This is a genomic window from Shewanella sairae, assembly GCF_023283535.1.
GTDB classification, from domain to species: Bacteria; Pseudomonadota; Gammaproteobacteria; order Enterobacterales; family Shewanellaceae; genus Shewanella; species Shewanella sairae.
On record NZ_JAKILT010000058.1, the window covers coordinates 1 to 18,257 of the forward strand.

The following is an 18,257-nucleotide window of genomic DNA, read 5'->3' on the forward strand; positions in this document are numbered from 1 at the left end:
TTTGTTCACTCTCGTGTAAACAACCATCATTCGAAGCTCTTAAAGCGATTGTCACCTGAGGCTAATTTCCGTAGAAGTTAATCTCTCTAACTCTGCTGCAAGTGCCATTCTATCTAGCTTAACGCTTGGTAGGTGGCCTGCTTCGCCGTGTCAGTGGGGTCGCATTATAGGGAGATTTTAAAGGAGCGCAAGCGCTTTTTTAAAGAAAATTAAGGTTTTTTGAAAAAGAGCTTTTAAGCACATCATACTCACCAAATACCCACAGAGTTATACACAGCCGCATCGTAACAAGTATAAAAAACATGCGCTAGAGGCCAATAGAATCATGTGTATCACCTCCAAGGCCACTCTATTAAGAACCACTTCAGGTTACTAAAGCATGTCAGGGAGACTTAATTATGACCATTTAGCTGCATATTGACGCTCAAGCATGCTCTATAAACAATATCTCATCAGCTTTACCGCATCTTTTATAACGATCTCTATATAAGCTGGCGAGTTGAACCTAGAAATTTAAAGCCCCACTGCTTGAACTGGCCCACTTTTAACAGTTTTGTCTTTAACTACTAGGTCTTCACTGCTTTCATAATCAAAGCTTTTGCACTGATGGCATCTTACGAGCAACGATATCTGTTTGGGTTCTATTAGTTGTTAACTAATAGAACCCTGGCTAATGTTGTTCTGAGCAATGTTGTACTAACCAGTCTTACACTAACTAATGCTGTACTAATAGCATTGCAGCCTTTACTTGTTATCCATTAAAGCTAGCTCAACCGCTTTCGCGGCGTGTATCTCGGTAGTGTCATATAAAGGTACATGGGTATCTTGCTGCTGAACTAGCAATGCTATTTCTGTACAACCTAGAATCACAGCTTCCGCTCCCTGCTCTGCTAATGCTGCAATAATCGCTAAATATTGCTCACGAGAAGCAGGAGAGATCACACCGCGGCATAGTTCATCATAGATAATGCGATTCACTATCTCGCGATCTTGCTTAGCTGGTACCAGCACATCAATGGCAAACTTATTCTTTAAGCGACCTTTATAAAAGTCCTGCTCCATAGTAAAGGCGGTTCCTAACAAGCCAACCTTTTGCACACCGTCAGCGATAAGCTGACTTGCTGTCGCATCGGCTATATGCAGGATTGGAATATTGATACTAGCCTGTATATCATCTGCGACCTTATGCATGGTATTAGTGCATATAAGTAGAAAGTCTGCGCCAGCGGCTTCAACCGATTTAGCTGCTGAACTTAAAATCTCGGCGGTTTGATGCCATTCACCTTTATGCTGTAATGCTTCTATCTCAGCAAAATCGACACTATATAAGTGCACCTTTGCCGAATGCAGTCCGCCAAGCTTAGATTTCACCCCTTGATTGAGTGCTTTGTAATAACTCGCTGTAGACTCCCAACTCATTCCACCAAGCATACCGATTGTTTTCACTGTATAACCCCCGATTGCAGCAATGCGCCTCACGCGCTAAAAATACATTAGTGCCATTTTGGATGTAATGGCTCCTCCACAATAACACTAACTTGCCAGCGGATTATTTAGATTAATTACAAAATTAAGATAACAGCCAAATCTACTTATTCAGTTTATAGCGATTACTTGAACAGCCTCATATTCCTCAACGCTATAAAGTGGTACTTTCCTGCCGTTAAAAAATCAAAAACAATAATTTCAAGGACTTTACATGGCACGGAAACATCTTTTCCTTCCTACTTTAATCGCAACACTAGTCTCAGCAAACTCATTTGCAGCAGTGCAATCGTTTGACACGCGCTCATTCGCAATGGGAGGCATTGGTGCTTCTACAGCAGATTACTTAACGGCTTCTTTTCACAACCCAGCTCTAGCAGCTAGATACGGTGAAGATGATGATATGGCTGTGCTAATCCCATCAATTGGCGCACAAATTGATGATAGTGAAGAGATCATTGATAAAACCGACAGCTTCTCTGATATCTATGACCAATTCAGTAGTATTAACAATCCAACCGAGCAAGATGCTCAACTGGTAGTTGATGCTTTAGAAGAATTACAAAGTAACAGAGCAAACGTACAGGCAAACGTAAGCTTAGCCGTTGCGATTCCTAATCAATATGTTTCAGTTAACATGTTCGTTAAGGCTTATGCTGACGCTTTCGTTTTTGCGGATATCGCCGAAGGTGATTTAGATGCAAATAAGCTGATTGAAAATAGCTCTTTAACTTCTCAAGCACTTACCATGGGTGTGGTTATCGCCGAAATAGGCGTCAGCCTTGCTAAATCATATGAGCATAGCAATGGCACTTTTTATTACGGTATTACACCTAAATATCAGCAAGTAACAACCATTAACTACGTTACTGATATTGAAAACTACGAATTTGATGACTGGGATGATGACAGGTATCAAAGCGAAGAAAGCAACATTAATCTGGATGTTGGCTTGGCATATCAGATGAACAACGGCTTAGCTTTTGGCTTTGTCGGTAAAAACCTGATTGAGAACAGCTATGACACCTCTTTGACTCATGGGATCCGTGGCGAGTACGTCATTAACCCAACTTACATTGCCAGTGCTAGCTATAACCATAGGCTTTTTAATGTAGGAGTTGACGTTGAGTTAAACGAAACCAAAAGCTATGACGTTATCGAAGGTACCTTGAATGGTATAGATGCAGACGCCGATAACAAACAGATGGCAGGTATTGGTGTTGAATTTAATGCCTTTGACTGGGCACAACTGCGTGCAGGTTACCAAACTGATTTATCAGATAATCTAGCCGATCAATTTACTGCGGGTATAGGTTTATCACCATTCGATGTATTCCATATTGATTTATCAGCTAGCTACGCCAGTGACAATGAGTTAGGCGCGGTAATACAAACTTCGTTTACTTTCTAAATTACTTTCAATAGCAAAATCGAAGACTTGAGCTGCTGCGTTATAAAGTAAGAAAAGGGCTATTAAGCCCTTTTCTTTACTACTAGTCAGTCAAATAATTAGTAAACGCCTTGTGCTTTCATCGCATCAGCCACTTTTACAAAGCCTGCCACGTTTGCACCTAGCTCGTAGTTAATGTGCTCACCTTCTCGGCCATATTGCTCACATGTAGCGTGGATTGAGTACATGATGTCGCGCAAGCGCATATCAACTTCTTCACGAGACCAGCTCAAACGCAATGCGTTTTGGCTCATTTCAAGACCCGAAGTTGCTACACCACCCGCATTGGCAGCCTTACCAGGAGCAAACAATACTTTTGCCTCGTGCATTAACACGATAGCTTCAGCAGTACTTGGCATGTTGGCGCCTTCAGCAACAATCTGCACGCCATTTTCAATCAGCATTGCAGCATGTTCTGCATCTAACTCATTTTGAGTCGCACAAGGTAACGCCACATCAGTAGTAAACTGCCAAGGCGTACCGCCAGTCACATACTCTAGACTCATTTCATGGGCGTAATCAGCAACACGGCCGCGACGGTCATTTTTAACTTCCATCAGCTTCGAGAGTTTCTCGGGCGTAAAGCCCTCTGGGTCAAATACCACACCACTGGAATCTGATGCAGTAATCACTTTACCGCCCATTTCCATGGCTTTTTCAATGGCGTACTGCGCCACATTACCCGAGCCAGATACAGTAACCGTTTTGCCTTCTAAGCTTTCGCCTTTAGCTTTTAGCATGGCTTCAACGAAATATAGCAAACCATAACCAGTGGCTTCAGGGCGGATCAAACTGCCACCAAAAGACAAGCCTTTACCAGTAAACACACACTCAGCACTGTTAGTTAACTTCTTCATCATGCCAGTCATGTAACCGACTTCACGAGCACCAACACCAATATCGCCTGCAGGCACATCAGTATCCGCACCTAAGTGGCGGTGAAGCTCTAACATTAATGCTTGGCAGAAGCGCATCACTTCGCCTTCACTCTTACCTTTAGGATCAAAGTCACTACCGCCTTTACCGCCGCCCATTGGCAAAGTCGTCAATGCGTTTTTGAATGTTTGCTCAAACGCTAAAAACTTTAGTACCGACTGGTTAACTGACGGGTGGAAACGCATACCACCTTTAAATGGGCCAATAGATGAGTTGTGCTGGATACGGAAAGCGCGGTTAACTTGTACCTTACCGCTATCATCTACCCAAGAAACACGAAATTGAATTAGACGCTCAGGCTCAACTAGACGCTCTAAAATACCGGCATTTAAGTATTCTGGACGCGCTGCAACGAAAGGCCAAATAGAAGTCAGTACTTCTTTTACCGCTTGTAAAAACTCAGGCTGGTTAGGGTTACGCTCAGCAACGGTCGAAAGAAAACTATCAAGAGTCATATCGCAGCTCATTTTGGTGCTCCAGGGTATACAAAGAATTGAGGTAACTGCTGCTTAGGATGCGCTAGGCATGCCTGCAGCTTATATTGTGGAATGGTTTATATCAGTATTTGATAGTTAATGAATACAAGACTTTACTGAACCTGTGTGATATCTCAAGAAAACCAAACATTCTCACCTGTTGATGATAATTCATCAATAAAACCGCAATTAAAAAGAGAAATCATCAAACTTAACCAGGAACACTTTTTGTTTGTGCAAATTTCAACCGTAATATCAAAATAGACAGTAGTTAATAGCAAGTCTAGAGGTAATAGAAGGCTAAGAGTTCAAAGCGCAACTTCCTAAATGCGAAAAGGCCCCAGCATTTCTGCTGGGGCCTCATCTAAATGTGGCGGAGGGATAGCTGGTTCTAATCAGCTTTTTCTGGATATACGAAAAAGGGCTACTCTTTCGAGTAGCCCTTCATCTTGAATATGGCGGATGGATAGCTGACTTTAAACAATAGGAACCCTAGGGTTCAACTTTATAAATCGCAGAGAGCAAAAAGCCCGCTATAAATAGCGGGCTTTTCTAAATGTGGCACTGTGGGCTAGAGGCTTGAACACTATATATCTGCACTATAAACCCATTTGATTACAGATACGAAAAAGGGCTTCCATTGCTGGAAGCCCTTTCTCTAAATGTGGCGGAGGGATAGGGATTTGAACCCTAGATGGGCTATAAACCCATGCCGGTTTTCAAGACCGGTGCATTCGACCACTCTGCCATCCCTCCGAACGACGCAAATAATAGGGGCGTTCGACTCGATTGTAAAGCCTAATTTGACTCAAATAGTTCGTTCGCACAAAAACTCAACGCAATCAGCTGAATTTATTAAATTTCGCTGCAAATACCAGCAACTAACTACTGCGCTAGGACTAAAAAATGCTCTCTTCTTGTTAAGCGCTGCACTCAGCACCATAAATCTATCTTAATTCAGCTCTCTCAGGTCAAACCAACATATTATTCAAAGTGTATTCTACATGTGGTGGATGGGATCGCTAATTCTTAGCAAAGAACCTAAACGATTAAAGCCCTAGGGTTCAGCTTTTATTTCAACATACGAAAAAGGGATTCCGCTCTTTATTACAAGAGTGGAAGCCCTTTCTCTAAGTATGGCGTAGGGATAGCTGACTTTAAGCAATAGGAACCCTTGGGTTCAGTTTTATAAATCGTAGATAGCGGGCTTCTCTATATGTAGCTATGGGATAGCCAATTTCTAGTAAAGAGTCTAAACAACAGGAACCCTAAGATTCAAAGTCGGGCTTCCTAAATGCGAAAAGGCCCCAGCATTTCTGCTGGGGCCTCATCTAAATGTGGCGCTGGGATAGCCGGTTCTAAACAATAGGAACCAGGGGTTCTAATCAGCTTTTTCTGGATATACGAAAAAGGGCTTCCATTGCTGGAAGCCCTTTCTCTAAATGTGGCGGAGGGATAGGGATTTGAACCCTAGATGGGCTATAAACCCATGCCGGTTTTCAAGACCGGTGCATTCGACCACTCTGCCATCCCTCCGAACGCCGCAGATAATAGGGATACTCTGAGGCAATGTAAAGCCAATTTTGAATCGAATGCCTAAAAAACCAGCCAAACACTAAAATAAACACTTATTCAGCTGTTTTTTAGTCAAAATAGATTAAAAAATGGCTTTAGTTGCAAAACAACTAAAGCCATTTTCTTTACTCTAGCTCTAAGAGCTAAACCTCTTTATTACTAACCTATAGCAGGAAACAAATTAAACATCTGCATCAACTGCACACTAATAATCAATAAACCCGCTAAAGCAGCCACTACCAAACCCAATGTGCCACCTTTTACCTGGTAACCATTAAGATCTGCTTGTTTACGCTGAGTTGCTACCATTGCGACGGGTAAAAATACCGCCAAAATCACTAAAGCGAATGCTGCATAACCCAGTGCAGTAATAAAGCCTTGTGGGTAGAAAAGCGCAAAACCTAATGGCGGTAAAAAAGTCACTAAGCCAACCTGTACTCTATGGCTAGGCGAGGCACTACGCTTTAGTAAATCAGCAATAAAATCGAATAGGCCTAAGCTAACCCCTAAGAACGAAGTCGCTAAAGCCAAATCAGCAAACACAGATACTGCATTAGCGATCATAGGGTTATGTAATAAGTTACTCAACGAGCCAATAAAGCCGTTTAAGCTTTGGCTGCCCATTAACTCTTGCTGGGTTAACACGCCTTGGCTGGCGAGCATCCACAAGCCATAAACCATTAGCGGCAGCGCTGAGCCTACAACAATTATCCAGCGTAGCGCTTTGGTATCTTTACCTAAGTAACGCACAACCGAGGGAATTGAACCATGAAAACCAAAAGAGGTGAATATCACAGGTAATGACGCGAGAACTAAACCTTGATGTACAGGCAATGCCACTAAATTATCAACCGATACATGGGGAAGTAATAAGAATAACATCACCACCAGCGCAATGAGTTTCAATGAAAACAGACTGCGGTTAATCATATCAACTGAACGAGTACCAATCGCTACCACTGTACCAATCAGCAAGGTAAACAGTAGTGCGCCACTTTGTTCTGGTAAATCTAGCCCAGCCCAATTAATTAGCTTGTCATTCATCTGCTCACCACCGCCAGCAATGTATGCCGCACAGAGCGCATAAAACAAGAACATCATCGAAAAACTAGCCACCAGCTGACCTTTCCTGCCAAGTAATTTATGAGCTAGGGTATGTAAGGTAGCGTCCACGGGGGCATATTGATGCACTTCTATCATCAATAGTGCGGTGTATGTCATTAGCGACCAAATTAAAAACATAACCACACAGGCAACGCCAAAGCCCAGACCTGAGGCAGCTAAAGGCAATGCGAGCATTCCTGCGCCAATGGTAGTGCCGGCGATAATCAACATACTGCCAAAGATTTTACTATTGTTCATTTATGGTGTTCCAAATATAAGAGTAAGAGTTCGGAACGGGCACTAAGGGTGGCCAGATCCCGATAATGGAATTGCCACAATGGAGTGATTTAAAACATGAGGGGGGAGTATTAACCTCTATCTACGCCATTGTGGCTATAGATAGTAATAAGCCTGAACAGGTGTTAATAACACGTAACTTTCCTTATTGAATTCTGTTAATTAATGACTTAAATAACAGCAAGTTAGATAAGACTCCACGATAGGATGTCCCCGTTCGCCTGTCAACAAACATATTCGATTAATTATTAATAAACAGACATCGCCCAATTTATGCTTCGTCAGTCAGGCTAACCGTCATTTACATACTGTTGCAACCTTGGCTTATACATTCAGTTTTGCCTCTGCTAGTTTAGAAGCGACTTACAATTAATCGAGGCCAACAAGGCAACTCGGTATATTGCAGCCCTAGCATTAATAACAAGCAACAATAAATAACAATAACGGACCTCAATGAACATAATTAAACTCGCCATTTTAGGGTTATTGGCCTTAGCTACAACGGGCTGTGCCAATAACCAAGATACATACCTCACTTATGTGCAAGCTGGCGATAAAGTGCCAGTGACACAATTTACCGATACCCAAGGCAGTAAAATCGATTTAGCCGAGTCGAGCAATAATAAGCTACTAATCTTATTTGCCACTTGGTGCCATGACTCCCAGCGCACCATGACGCTACTCGCGAACTCTAACCTTCACTTAAGCCCTAATGTCGACATCATAGGGATTGGCCGCGAAGAATCCCCGGCAGCACTCGATAAGTTTGCCGCTGAGTATGAATTAAATTTTGCTATGGTTGCGGATCCCAATAGAGAGATCTATACGCAATTTGCTAATAGTGGAATTCCAAGATTGATATTGTTAGATGCTGATAATAGAGTGGTTAAAACCATAATTGGCGAACAAGACAACCCAATAAAAGAAGTCGTTTGGTAATAGCGATTGGTGCAAAAGGAGACAAGGAAGCGCATGAGCAAGATCATCACCGAAACACCAAGATTAATTATTAGAGAGTTTAATCTCGATGACGTACAGGCCGTTTATGACTTTAATGCCGATGAAAGAGTTAACCTCTATACTGGCGATGCCGGCGTCGTAAAATCCCTTGCTGATGCGGAACGCATTATTCGCGATATCTGGCTCAATGAATACTTACAGTTTGGTTATGCGCGTTGGGCGGTTGTCTTGAAAGAAACCAACTGTGTTATTGGCTTTTGTGGCTTTAAAAATGATTATCGTATTGACGAAACCGATATAGGTTATCGCTTTGCACCAGAATATTGAGGGCAAGGTTTTGCCACTGAAGCTAATCAAGCCTGTATTGATTACGCTAAATCTCATATGGATCTCGACTATATCGTTGGCGATGTTGTTGATCGTAACCACGCATCAATCAATGTACTCAAAAAGCTTGGTATGACCTTCAATAAAAAGTTTCAAAACCTAGGTTTTATGATTCAGCGCTATGACATGTATTTAAAAAGCAAAGCATAAGGTTAAGTATCAGTACAACAAAGCCCTGTGAATCGAGCATGATTCACAGGGCTTTGTTGTAGTTTAAGTATACTAACTCGCGGCCTGTTTAATCGCTAAATCACAACTACGGATCTCCGATGGCGTTAAGCTACGTAGATGCTCTATCAGCTTAAAGCACAGCTCTATATATTGAATTGCTTCGGCTTTACCCACTTCATAACCCACCGCATGGGCAACCCTATTACGCAACTGGCGTAACTCGCTAAACAACTTACCTTGCTTGGTATTAATTAGCGCTTCGTTGATCAAAATATTTTCAATGTGCTTATAGCGCGTGTTTTTATCTAAGGTAATGTTGTCACAATGAGATTTGATAAGTTGTTCAGCCGCTAAATCCACCTGCTCCCATGCTTCAAGAATGGCTGAGTTAGGTAAGCTATTCGCAGATGCAATTAACAAGGTTTTCTTATCGGTTTTTAACTCAGGGAACACCCCTTGTGCTTGCTCGGTCACCGCCTTCAACCCTTGACCAAACTCGACCTCTAAGTCTTTAAACTTCAGTTTTTTAGCCAAAGGGATCAGCTTTGATAAGGGGCGCTTTAAATTAAGCACCGCAAACACCATCACAGCCGGCCAGATCAATTTATCTAGCAGCTCAATTATAAATTGCATCCAGCTCATTTACGTCGCCCTTCCATGTTGTGCAGCTTAATCCAATATAAGTTAACAAGTTTTGTAGCAGAACAAAACGATGAGCCAATCAAATCCACGCCACCATCAGTTAAGCTTCCGATAAGTATTAGAGTTCCAATCAAACACATACTCAACGCCTTGCCACTCATAGATAGTGCGACCATCTCGCTGAATCACCCGCGCATTATCGGGCAATCGAGCTAAACCAGTGGAATAGTTCACGCTAGTCGTCACTCGCTCTGGCGACCTCACGACTTTAGGCTCAGGGGCTTTATAGGTTTGCCTGTCGTAACGGTAAGGCGAGTAATAACGGTTGTTATAACCATAAGGGTTACGCCAGCGAGAGCCTACCCCCCAGTTATAACCGGGGCGCCAGCCTGGTCTGTAGTATCCATTACGGTACGGATAACCGTACCAACTGTTAGATACCCCGACGTTCCAGCGCCATGGGTCGCGGTAGTCATAGTTGCTCCAGCCAACGCCCACACTGACATTGCTCATCACCAGCGGTACAGAAGCAGAGGTTATTAATAGCGAATTAGCGCTAACGGACGGCAGGCAAAATAAACTACTTAAAGCCGCAATAGCGCAGCCCAACTTCAATACATTCATCTCTATCCTCCAATGCTGTTGCCACCAACAAATGTAGAATCATGTAGTTCAGTTTACGCTCAAATAAGCCGTAAACCAATGTCAGTCGCTAAGCCCCTAGCAATAAAGACAATAGCTTCAGTAAAACCTGAAATATATTGATGCCACGCTTTGATGAACAAGCGTTTAACGCACGTTCGAATGATGCTATAGTGCGCGCCATATCACAGTTTATAGCGATGAGAATTCCCCTATGAGTTTTAAGGATTTGCGCAGCTTTATAGACCACCTAGAGACCAATGGTGAGCTAAAGCGTATTAGTCATCCCGTTGATCCTCATTTGGAAATGACAGAGATTGCCGATCGTGTATTACGCGCTAAAGGCCCAGCTCTGTTATTCGAAAATCCGGTCGGCAACGACATGCCTGTATTAGCTAACTTATTTGGTACCCCAAAACGGGTAGCCATGGCATTAGGTAAAGAAGATCCTCTGGCACTGCGCGATGTAGGCGAACTACTGGCGTTTCTAAAAGAGCCAGAGCCACCACGTGGCTTTAAAGACGCTATTTCAAAAATCCCAATGTTTAAGCAAGCCTTAAACATGCCGCCTAAAACCGTGCGTAATCCTCCTTGCCAACAAGTGGTTAAAACCGGTGAAGAAGTAGACTTAACTAAGCTACCCATTCAGCATTGCTGGCCTGGCGATGTTGCACCGCTGGTCACTTGGGGCTTAACCATCACTAAAGGTCCACGCCAAAAACGCCAAAACTTGGGTATTTACCGCCAGCAATTGCTCGGTAGAGACAAGTTAATTATGCGTTGGCTTGACCACCGTGGCGGCGCGTTAGACTTTAAAGACTTTAAAGAGAAGCACCCAGGTGAGCGCTACCCTGTGGTTGTGGCTTTAGGTGCCGATCCGGTTACCATTCTAGGTGCGGTAACGCCTGTGCCAGATGCCATGAGCGAATATGCTTTTGCAGGTCTACTCAGAGGCGAGCGCACTGAAGTGTGTAAAGCACTAAGCTGTGACTTAGAAGTGCCAGCCACCAGCGAAATCATCTTAGAGGGTTATATCGACCCGGATGAGATGGCGGAAGAAGGCCCTTATGGCGATCACACAGGTTACTACAACGAAACCGACTCGTTCCCAGTGTTTACCGTGACCCACATTACCCACAGAAAAGATGCCATTTACCACAGCACCTACACCGGCCGTCCACCTGATGAGCCTGCTATGTTGGGTGTGGCACTGAACGAAGTCTTCGTGCCTATTTTACGTAAACAGTATCCAGAAATTATCGATTTTTACCTGCCGCCAGAAGGCTGCTCGTACCGTATGGCGGTTATTTCAATCCGTAAACAATATCCAGGTCATGCTAAACGGGTGATGATGGGCGCTTGGTCGTTCCTACGTCAGTTTATGTATACCAAGTTTATTGTGGTGGTCGACGAGGACGTCAATTGCCGCGATTGGAACGATGTGATTTGGGCGATTACCACCCGCATGGATCCAAAACGCGACACGGTTATGATTGAAAACACCCCAATTGATTACCTCGATTTTGCCTCACCAGTGGCAGGACTTGGATCAAAAATGGGCATGGATGCCACCAACAAGTGGGAAGGTGAAACCGACCGCGAATGGGGCACGCCAATCGTAATGGATGAAGCCGTTAAACAAAAAGTCGATGCTATTTGGGATGACTTAGGCATTGACGATGCGCCAACCCTGTAACACTATTGGGCTAAACATTAGCTAACCTATATATTGCCTGCCACCATTGGCAGGCGCATAAACTTATACAGAGTAAGCTTCCACAAGAGAGGCTCATCAAGGAATAAAGATGAACACCATTAGCTGTACCATTGAAAAAGTTGCGCCGTTTAATAACGCGGTATTCCAAGTTATTTTAAAACCTAACACGCCATTTGACTTTAAAGCGGGTCAATACCTGTGCGTGGTTATGGGTGAAAAAGACAAGCGTCCTTTCTCTATCGCATCAGCGCCAGACGCTGAGCATATTGAACTACACATTGGCGCAGCGGTAAGCGAAAGCTATCCAATGCAGGTGGTTGAGCGTTTAAAAGAGTGCTTAAGCACTGGTGGCAGCATTGAGATTGAAGTGCCTGGCGGTGATGCTCACCTGCGCGCAGAGAGCCAACGCCCTCGCCTACTGATTGCTGGCGGTACAGGCTTCTCTTATATTAAGAGTATTGTTGAACAAAAAATCGCGCTAGGCCAAGAGATTGAAACCACCCTTTACTGGGGTTGCCGCAATCAAGAAGCCATGTACTTTGAAACGATTGCCCGCGAATGGCACGAGGCGCACCCATGGCTTAACTTTGTGCCAGTAATAGAAGAAGCCGATGCAGACTGGAAAGGCAAAGAAGCTAACCTGCTAGAGCAGATAAAGCATGATTTCGATAGCCTAAACGGATACGACATCTATATTGCAGGCCGTTTTGATATGGTTGGCGCCGCGCGTGAAGTATTCCGCACTATGGGCGTTGAAGAAGACCACCTCTACGGTGATGCCTTCGCATTTATTAAGTAAGCAGAGCGTTAGATGAATAAAGGCGAGAGGATGTATATCCACTCGCCTTTTTTATTGCTCTGCTTTTAACTTTAGTTTTGATTTTGCTTAGACTACGACTTATCACTCACGCTGGCGCGCTCTGTCACCCTTGGCTCAATATCCATAAACTGCGGAGGAAGACTTGGGTCGTGCAAACGCGCAATCAATGCATTCACCGCTGCTGCGCCTAAGCGCGCTTTTGACTGATGAATACTGGTTAGCGCGGGTGTCATAAACTTAGCCAACTGAATATTATCGTAACCAATTACCGATAGCTGCTGTGGAATTTGCACGCCAGTTCGCTGCGCTTCATGCAATACACCAATCGCCATCATGTCGTTACACACAAACAGTGCACTCGGTAACTCGCCTTTAGCTTGCAACTGAGCAAAAGCCGCCTTACCGCCCTCAGTTTCAAAGTTACTTTCAATCACCCAAGCAGGATTAATCGGTAAGTTAGCTGCCGCCATGGCGTCAACAAAACCTTGATAACGTAGATCCGCTTGCTGGCGATTACGCGGCCCCGTAATACAGCCAATTTGTGTGTGGCCGTTATCAATCAGGTATTGGGTTGCAAGAATACCGCCTTGACGCGAGTGGCCTTGAATTTTGTCGCAACTAAAGTCCACTTGGCCCCAATCCATCACCACCACAGGCAAGCCACCTAAGCGGCGATACAGCAATGCATCGTCACCTTCGAGCATGGCGCACATCATGATTAAGCCATCAACGCGGCGTTCAATTAAAGTGGTGAGTGAACGCTTCAAGCGCTGGGCATCACCTTCGGTATTACACAGAATTAGATTGTAGCCTTGCTGATAACAAGCTTGCTCAACACTACGCACTACTTCAGCGTAAAACGGGTTAGTTGATGTGGTGACCAACATGCCGATGGTTTTAGTGCAGTTTTGCTTTAGGCTGCGCGCCACCGCAGACGGGCCGTGATAATTCAATTGCAGTGCGGCGTCTTGCACCCGCTTAGCAATATCATCACTTACAAAGCGAGTGCCATTCATTACATGGCTTACTGTGGACGTAGACACGCTTGCAAGTTTGGCAACATCTTTCATGGTGGCCATCGAGTTAACTTCCTATCTTGTCACTAATATTGATTACTGCGCAGCAATAAACTGCTCAACTTCATCACGGTTTGGAATTGAGGTTTGTGCACCAAAACGGGTAACTGAAATCGCTGCAGCGCCATGGGCAAATACAATTGCATTGTCGATTGCTTGGCCTTCAAGGAGTCCCGTGACAAGCGCTCCATTAAAGGTATCACCTGCAGCCGTTGTATCGGTGGCTTTTACTTTAAAGCCTGGGATAATTTTACCAGTGCCTTGCTGGCTTAAGTAAACGCCCTTCGAGCCTAAAGTAATCATCACAGTCGCAATGCCTTTAGCATGTAAAATCGTCGCAGCCTCAGCAGCGCTGGTTTCATCGGTAATTGCAACGCCGGTTAATACTTCGGCTTCTGTTTCGTTAGGGGTGATTATATCAACCATTGCCAACAACGCATCAGGTAAAGCGCGTGCAGGTGCTGGATTTAAAATCACTTGGGTGCCATTTGCTTTAGCTATGCTTGCAGCCTGCTCAATACCCGCAAGTGGGGTTTCTAGCTGCATCAATAAATATTTGGCCGCTGCTATTTGCGCGCTATGTTGGTTAACAATGTCAGCTGTTAATGCATCGTTGGCAGCCGCAGCAATACAAATACTATTTTCACCGCAATCGCTCACTTGGATCATTGCAATACCCGTCGGGGTATTTTCAATCATATGCACCGCAGAAATATCCATGCCGTCATCAGCAAAAGTGCCACGAATATTTTGCCCAAAACCGTCATCACCCACACAGGCAATAAAACCAATATCGGCATTTAAGCGTGCAGCCGCAACCGCTTGGTTAGCCCCTTTACCGCCAGGAATGATTTGATAATTACGCCCATGCAAGGTTTCACCCGGACGTGGAAAAGAAGGCACTTGTAACACATGGTCGGCATTAACACTGCCCAAAACAATTAACTGAGACATTTACATATTCCTTGATGTTCTCTGAATGACTGCCAAGCAATATTGTCTTGGATTCAGAGTGAAATACGCCTTGAGCTAAGCTCCAAAGGCGCAGCACATAAGTGTGACTAAAACTGAATAAAATTACTGTGTTGCAGTAATGATTTTTAACGCAACAGGTATCGATTTTTCAACCTGTTGCCCTTTTAAGATCTTATCGGCCATCACTATTGCCGTTGCGCCAAGCAATTCTGGTTGCTGGGCTATGGTTGCCGATAGTTGCTGACGTCTGACCGCGGCAATGCCTTCATCGGTACCGTCAAAGCCGATTACCATCACCCGCTTGCCTGAAGCTTCAATGGCTCGCAGTGCGCCTAATGCCATTTCATCATTTTGGGCAAACACGGCTTGCACATCACCATTGGCTGCCAGCATATTCTCCATTACGTTTAAGCCTTTTGAGCGGTCAAAATCCGCAGGCTGACTGGATAACATATTTAAGCTATTGCCAGTCACTGCATTGCTAAACCCTTGACCGCGCTCACGAGCAGCTGAAGTACCCGCTATGCCCTCAAGCTGAATCACTTTAGCATTAACCCCAAGTTGCTGAGCAATATACTGACCAGCTAGCTCACCGCCTGCAATATTGTCAGAGGCAATGTGGCTGACGATGTCACCATGCTCTGCGGTTCTATCTAATGTGAGTACTGGAATGTTAGCGCGATTGGCTGTGCGAATGGCATTAGTCACCGCTAGGGCGTCGGTTGGATTAATCAAAATCGCCTTAACACCGCGCATGGTCAAGTCTTCAACATTAGCCAGCTCTTTGCTCGGATCGTTTTGCGAGTCCAGTGCAATCAGCTTATAACCCAGCTCGGCAGCTTTAGCCTCGGCGCCATCTTTCATGGTGACGAAAAAAGGGTTGTTCATCGTCGACAATACAATGGCAATCGCATCTTGGGCACTCGCGCCAAAAGGCGCACTAGCAGACAACAATGCCATCGATAACAAAGCTGAGGCGTTAAGGTTAGCAAGTCGCGTCATGGTAAACCTTTTCAGTTGGTAAAATACAAAAAGGCAGCACGCTAGCGCACTGCCAATATCGGGTTAGGCTTTTTTCTTGGTATCAATGATCACAGCAAGCAATATCACACTGGCTTTGGCAATCATCTGGTAGTATGACGAAACATCGAGCAGGTTAAGCGCATTATTCAAAAAGCCAATAATCAGAGCACCAATTAAGGTACCGACAATACGCCCCTTACCGCCCATTAAACTGGTGCCGCCTAATACCACAGCAGCAATAGCATCAAGCTCGTAGCCCATACCTGCGGTTGGCTGCGCCGATGACAAACGCGCGGTAACGATAATGCCTGCTAGCGCCGCCATTGAGCCACAAATGGCATAGGCAGCAATCTTGACTTTATCAACCGCAATACCCGATAAACGTGCCGCAGACTCATTACCACCTACCGCATAAATATAACGGCCAAAGCGGGTATGGTTTAGCAAATACCAAGCGCCGATAAATACAATTGCCATTAGCCAGACGGGCACAGGAATACCCAGCACATAACCAGTACCTAACCAAGTAAAGCTGTCTGCGGTGTCGCTAAAACCGGTGGGGACCGGGCGACCGTCGGTGTACACCATAGTGACGCCACGCAGCAATGTCATGGTCACTAAGGTTGCGATAAATGCCTGCACCTTGCCTTTGGCAACAATAATGCCGCTAATAGCCCCCAGTGCAGCACCGGCGATTAACGCTACTGGCAAAGCCACCATTACCGGCACATCCATGCCAATTAAGGTCGCGACAATCGCGCCACTTAAGGCCAAAACCGAGCCAACACTTAAGTCGATACCCGCGGTTAAAATCACGATTGTCATGCCCACGGCAATAATCGCATTCACCGATGTTTGACGTAAAATATTAAGTAGATTATCGACAGTTAAAAAGTTGGGGCTCAGTAAAGACACCACAAAAATAAGACTAAACAAAGCAATAAGTGACTTGTTTTCAATCAACCACTCTTTGTTTATACGCTTATAAAATGGCTGCGCTGTAATTGACTGACTCATGCAATATCCTTGTGTAATGTTTTACCTACTGCGCAGGCAAGAATGGTTTCTTGATTGGCTTTGGCGGCATCAAACTCGCCACTGATTTGACCTTGGTGCATCACTAAAATACGGTCTGACATCCCCAATAACTCAGGCATATCCGACGACACTAAAATAATGCTCATACCTTGCGCCTTAAAACGATTGATTAAATCGTAGATCTCTTTCTTTGCCCCCACGTCCACACCACGAGTTGGCTCATCTAAAATAAGCACTTGTGGTAAGGTCATTAAGCCTTTAGCAATTGACACTTTTTGCTGATTACCGCCAGACAAATTACCTATGCGCGCATCACGGCTTGGGGTTTTAATATTGAATGCATCGATAAAGCGGTCGACTTCGGCCATTTCATCGTTGTGGCGCAGTTGCAGCCCAGAACTCAACTTGGCTAAAGCGCAAATAGACATGTTTTCTTTAACCGACAAATCCAGCAGTAAGCCATCGCCTTTGCGGTCTTCAGAAATATAAGCAATGCCGGCAGTAAGCGCCTGTTGCGGACTGCTGATGTTAATGTCGCAGCCATTTAGGCTTAGCTGTCCTTGAGTTTTAGCCTCTGCACCAAAAATCATTTTCATCAGCTCAGTGCGACCAGCGCCCATTAAGCCTGAGAAACCTAAAATCTCACCTTGGTTAAGGTTGAAACTCACATTCGCTACACCCGGACCCGATAGTTGCTTGACCGCTAAACGGCTACCTTGATGAGTAATGGCAATACGTGGGTATTGGTCGGCAAGTTTGCGCCCCACCATACGCTCAATAAGCTGGTCTTCATCAATATCGCTAATCGCGCATTCATGAATAAAACCGCCATCCCGAAGTACTGTTACTGCGTCACAAATAGTGAAGATCTCTTGCATGCGATGCGAGATATAAACAATGCCGCAGCCTTGGTCACGTAGCTCATTAATCACCTTAAACAACGATTGCGTTTCGATGTCGGTGAGCGCATCCGTCGGCTCATCCATGATGATCACTTTTGAGTCAAACGAGATAGCTTTGGCAATTTCTACCATTTGCTGCTCGCCTAAACTTAAGCTACCAACTCGGGTTTGTGGTGTATGGGATACGGATAAACGACTTAATAGCGCAGCAGCTTGGGCATTCATTTCATCCCACAATATGCGACCAAAGCGTGAAGTGATTTCTCGACCGAGGAAGATGTTTTCAGCGATTGTGAGCTCAGGAAGCAGGTTAAGCTCTTGATGGATAATGCTAATGCCTGCTGTTTGAGAGTCCCGTGGACCGTCAAAGCTGCGAACCTTCCCTTGATAAACTATCTGTCCCGCATCTAGGTTGTAGATCCCGGTAAGCACCTTCATCAAGGTCGACTTACCTGCACCGTTTTCGCCCATTAGCGCCATCACCTTACCGGGATAAACGTTGAGGCTAGCTTTATCTAGAGCTTTAACCCCAGGGAAAGACTTTTCAATGGCTTGTAACTGCAATATGGCTTGGGTCATGG

14 protein-coding genes, 2 tRNA genes and 1 pseudogene are annotated in these 18,257 nt (G+C 44.7%); 5 read left to right on the plus strand and 12 right to left on the minus strand.

Annotated elements, in window-relative coordinates; genetic code table 11:
• Window positions 1–744 precede the first annotated feature (744 nt).
• Window positions 745–1,446, minus strand: coding sequence for an aspartate/glutamate racemase family protein (locus L2748_RS19215; RefSeq protein ID WP_220782213.1), 702 nt, complete (start codon window positions 1,444–1,446; stop codon window positions 745–747).
• A gap of 253 nt (window positions 1,447–1,699) precedes the next feature.
• Between L2748_RS19215 and traF the strand changes: the two genes are divergently transcribed.
• A complete protein-coding gene (gene traF, locus L2748_RS19220; protein ID WP_220782212.1) occupies window positions 1,700–2,896 on the plus strand; it encodes a conjugal transfer protein TraF in 1,197 nt (398 codons plus the stop codon).
• 98 nt (window positions 2,897–2,994) lie between these two features.
• On the opposite strand, the gene gdhA is transcribed toward traF, so the two are convergent.
• From gdhA to L2748_RS19240, 4 genes are all read right to left on the minus strand, one after another.
• Window positions 2,995–4,338: an NADP-specific glutamate dehydrogenase gene (gene gdhA, locus L2748_RS19225; protein ID WP_220782211.1), complete on the minus strand. Its 1,344-nt coding sequence runs from the start codon at window positions 4,336–4,338 to the stop codon at window positions 2,995–2,997.
• A 674-nt stretch (window positions 4,339–5,012) separates the two neighbouring features.
• Window positions 5,013–5,103 (minus strand) — tRNA-Ser (locus L2748_RS19230).
• A gap of 689 nt (window positions 5,104–5,792) precedes the next feature.
• Window positions 5,793–5,883 (minus strand) — tRNA-Ser (locus tag L2748_RS19235).
• A gap of 198 nt (window positions 5,884–6,081) precedes the next feature.
• A complete protein-coding gene (locus L2748_RS19240) occupies window positions 6,082–7,284 on the minus strand; it encodes an aromatic amino acid transport family protein (RefSeq protein WP_220782210.1) in 1,203 nt (400 codons plus the stop codon).
• Between the two features lie 492 nt (window positions 7,285–7,776).
• Here L2748_RS19240 and L2748_RS19245 point away from each other — a divergent pair, with 492 nt between their 5' ends.
• A complete protein-coding gene (locus L2748_RS19245; protein WP_220782209.1) occupies window positions 7,777–8,262 on the plus strand; it encodes a TlpA family protein disulfide reductase in 486 nt (161 codons plus the stop codon).
• Between the two features lie 33 nt (window positions 8,263–8,295).
• Window positions 8,296–8,820: pseudogene (locus tag L2748_RS19250) on the plus strand (GNAT family N-acetyltransferase).
• 72 nt (window positions 8,821–8,892) lie between these two features.
• Here L2748_RS19250 and L2748_RS19255 read toward each other — a convergent pair.
• Window positions 8,893–9,483, minus strand: coding sequence for a hypothetical protein (locus tag L2748_RS19255; RefSeq protein WP_220782208.1), 591 nt, complete (start codon window positions 9,481–9,483; stop codon window positions 8,893–8,895).
• Window positions 9,484–9,579: 96 nt separating this feature from the next.
• Window positions 9,580–10,107: a hypothetical protein gene (locus L2748_RS19260; protein WP_220782207.1), complete on the minus strand. Its 528-nt coding sequence runs from the start codon at window positions 10,105–10,107 to the stop codon at window positions 9,580–9,582.
• Window positions 10,108–10,339: 232 nt separating this feature from the next.
• Between L2748_RS19260 and ubiD the strand changes: the two genes are divergently transcribed.
• Together ubiD and fre are read left to right on the plus strand one after the other, a co-directional pair.
• A complete protein-coding gene (gene ubiD / locus L2748_RS19265) occupies window positions 10,340–11,821 on the plus strand; it encodes a 4-hydroxy-3-polyprenylbenzoate decarboxylase (protein WP_220782206.1) in 1,482 nt (493 codons plus the stop codon).
• Between the two features lie 109 nt (window positions 11,822–11,930).
• Window positions 11,931–12,641 (plus strand): NAD(P)H-flavin reductase, encoded by a 711-nt coding sequence (fre, locus tag L2748_RS19270; RefSeq protein WP_220782205.1) that lies wholly within the window; start codon window positions 11,931–11,933, stop codon window positions 12,639–12,641.
• 92 nt (window positions 12,642–12,733) lie between these two features.
• Here fre and L2748_RS19275 read toward each other — a convergent pair whose 3' ends face one another.
• The 5 genes from L2748_RS19275 to rbsA form a co-directional block, all read right to left on the minus strand.
• On the minus strand, window positions 12,734–13,741 hold the full coding sequence (locus L2748_RS19275) for a substrate-binding domain-containing protein (protein ID WP_220782204.1): 1,008 nt from the start codon (window positions 13,739–13,741) through the stop codon (window positions 12,734–12,736).
• Between the two features lie 33 nt (window positions 13,742–13,774).
• Complete coding sequence (rbsK, locus tag L2748_RS19280) at window positions 13,775–14,692, minus strand: ribokinase (protein WP_220782203.1); 918 nt, start codon at window positions 14,690–14,692, stop codon at window positions 13,775–13,777.
• A 123-nt stretch (window positions 14,693–14,815) separates the two neighbouring features.
• Window positions 14,816–15,715 carry a ribose ABC transporter substrate-binding protein RbsB gene (gene rbsB / locus L2748_RS19285; protein ID WP_220782202.1) on the minus strand — a complete coding sequence of 300 codons (900 nt, stop codon included), beginning with the start codon at window positions 15,713–15,715 and terminating at the stop codon, window positions 14,816–14,818.
• 63 nt (window positions 15,716–15,778) lie between these two features.
• A complete protein-coding gene (gene rbsC / locus L2748_RS19290) occupies window positions 15,779–16,753 on the minus strand; it encodes a ribose ABC transporter permease (protein WP_220782201.1) in 975 nt (324 codons plus the stop codon).
• Window positions 16,750–18,255, minus strand: coding sequence for a ribose ABC transporter ATP-binding protein RbsA (rbsA, locus tag L2748_RS19295; protein ID WP_220782200.1), 1,506 nt, complete (start codon window positions 18,253–18,255; stop codon window positions 16,750–16,752). The genes rbsC and rbsA overlap by 4 nt, the downstream gene beginning before the upstream one ends.
• Between the last annotated feature and the right edge of the window lie 2 nt (window positions 18,256–18,257).

Excerpts from the sequence above, each read along its gene's own strand:
- traF (WP_220782212.1), top strand. The coding sequence starts at position 1,700 with ATGGCACGGAAACATCTTTTCCTTCCTACTTTAATCGCAACACTAGTC.
- gdhA (WP_220782211.1), bottom strand. The coding sequence starts at position 4,338 with ATGAGCTGCGATATGACTCTTGATAGTTTTCTTTCGACCGTTGCTGAG.
- L2748_RS19240 (WP_220782210.1), bottom strand. The coding sequence starts at position 7,284 with ATGAACAATAGTAAAATCTTTGGCAGTATGTTGATTATCGCCGGCACT.
- L2748_RS19245 (WP_220782209.1), top strand. The coding sequence starts at position 7,777 with ATGAACATAATTAAACTCGCCATTTTAGGGTTATTGGCCTTAGCTACA.
- L2748_RS19255 (WP_220782208.1), bottom strand. The coding sequence starts at position 9,483 with ATGAGCTGGATGCAATTTATAATTGAGCTGCTAGATAAATTGATCTGG.
- L2748_RS19260 (WP_220782207.1), bottom strand. The coding sequence starts at position 10,107 with ATGAATGTATTGAAGTTGGGCTGCGCTATTGCGGCTTTAAGTAGTTTA.
- ubiD (WP_220782206.1), top strand. The coding sequence starts at position 10,340 with ATGAGTTTTAAGGATTTGCGCAGCTTTATAGACCACCTAGAGACCAAT.
- fre (WP_220782205.1), top strand. The coding sequence starts at position 11,931 with ATGAACACCATTAGCTGTACCATTGAAAAAGTTGCGCCGTTTAATAAC.
- L2748_RS19275 (WP_220782204.1), bottom strand. The coding sequence starts at position 13,741 with ATGGCCACCATGAAAGATGTTGCCAAACTTGCAAGCGTGTCTACGTCC.
- rbsK (WP_220782203.1), bottom strand. The coding sequence starts at position 14,692 with ATGTCTCAGTTAATTGTTTTGGGCAGTGTTAATGCCGACCATGTGTTA.
- rbsB (WP_220782202.1), bottom strand. The coding sequence starts at position 15,715 with ATGACGCGACTTGCTAACCTTAACGCCTCAGCTTTGTTATCGATGGCA.
- rbsC (WP_220782201.1), bottom strand. The coding sequence starts at position 16,753 with ATGAGTCAGTCAATTACAGCGCAGCCATTTTATAAGCGTATAAACAAA.
- rbsA (WP_220782200.1), bottom strand. The coding sequence starts at position 18,255 with ATGACCCAAGCCATATTGCAGTTACAAGCCATTGAAAAGTCTTTCCCT.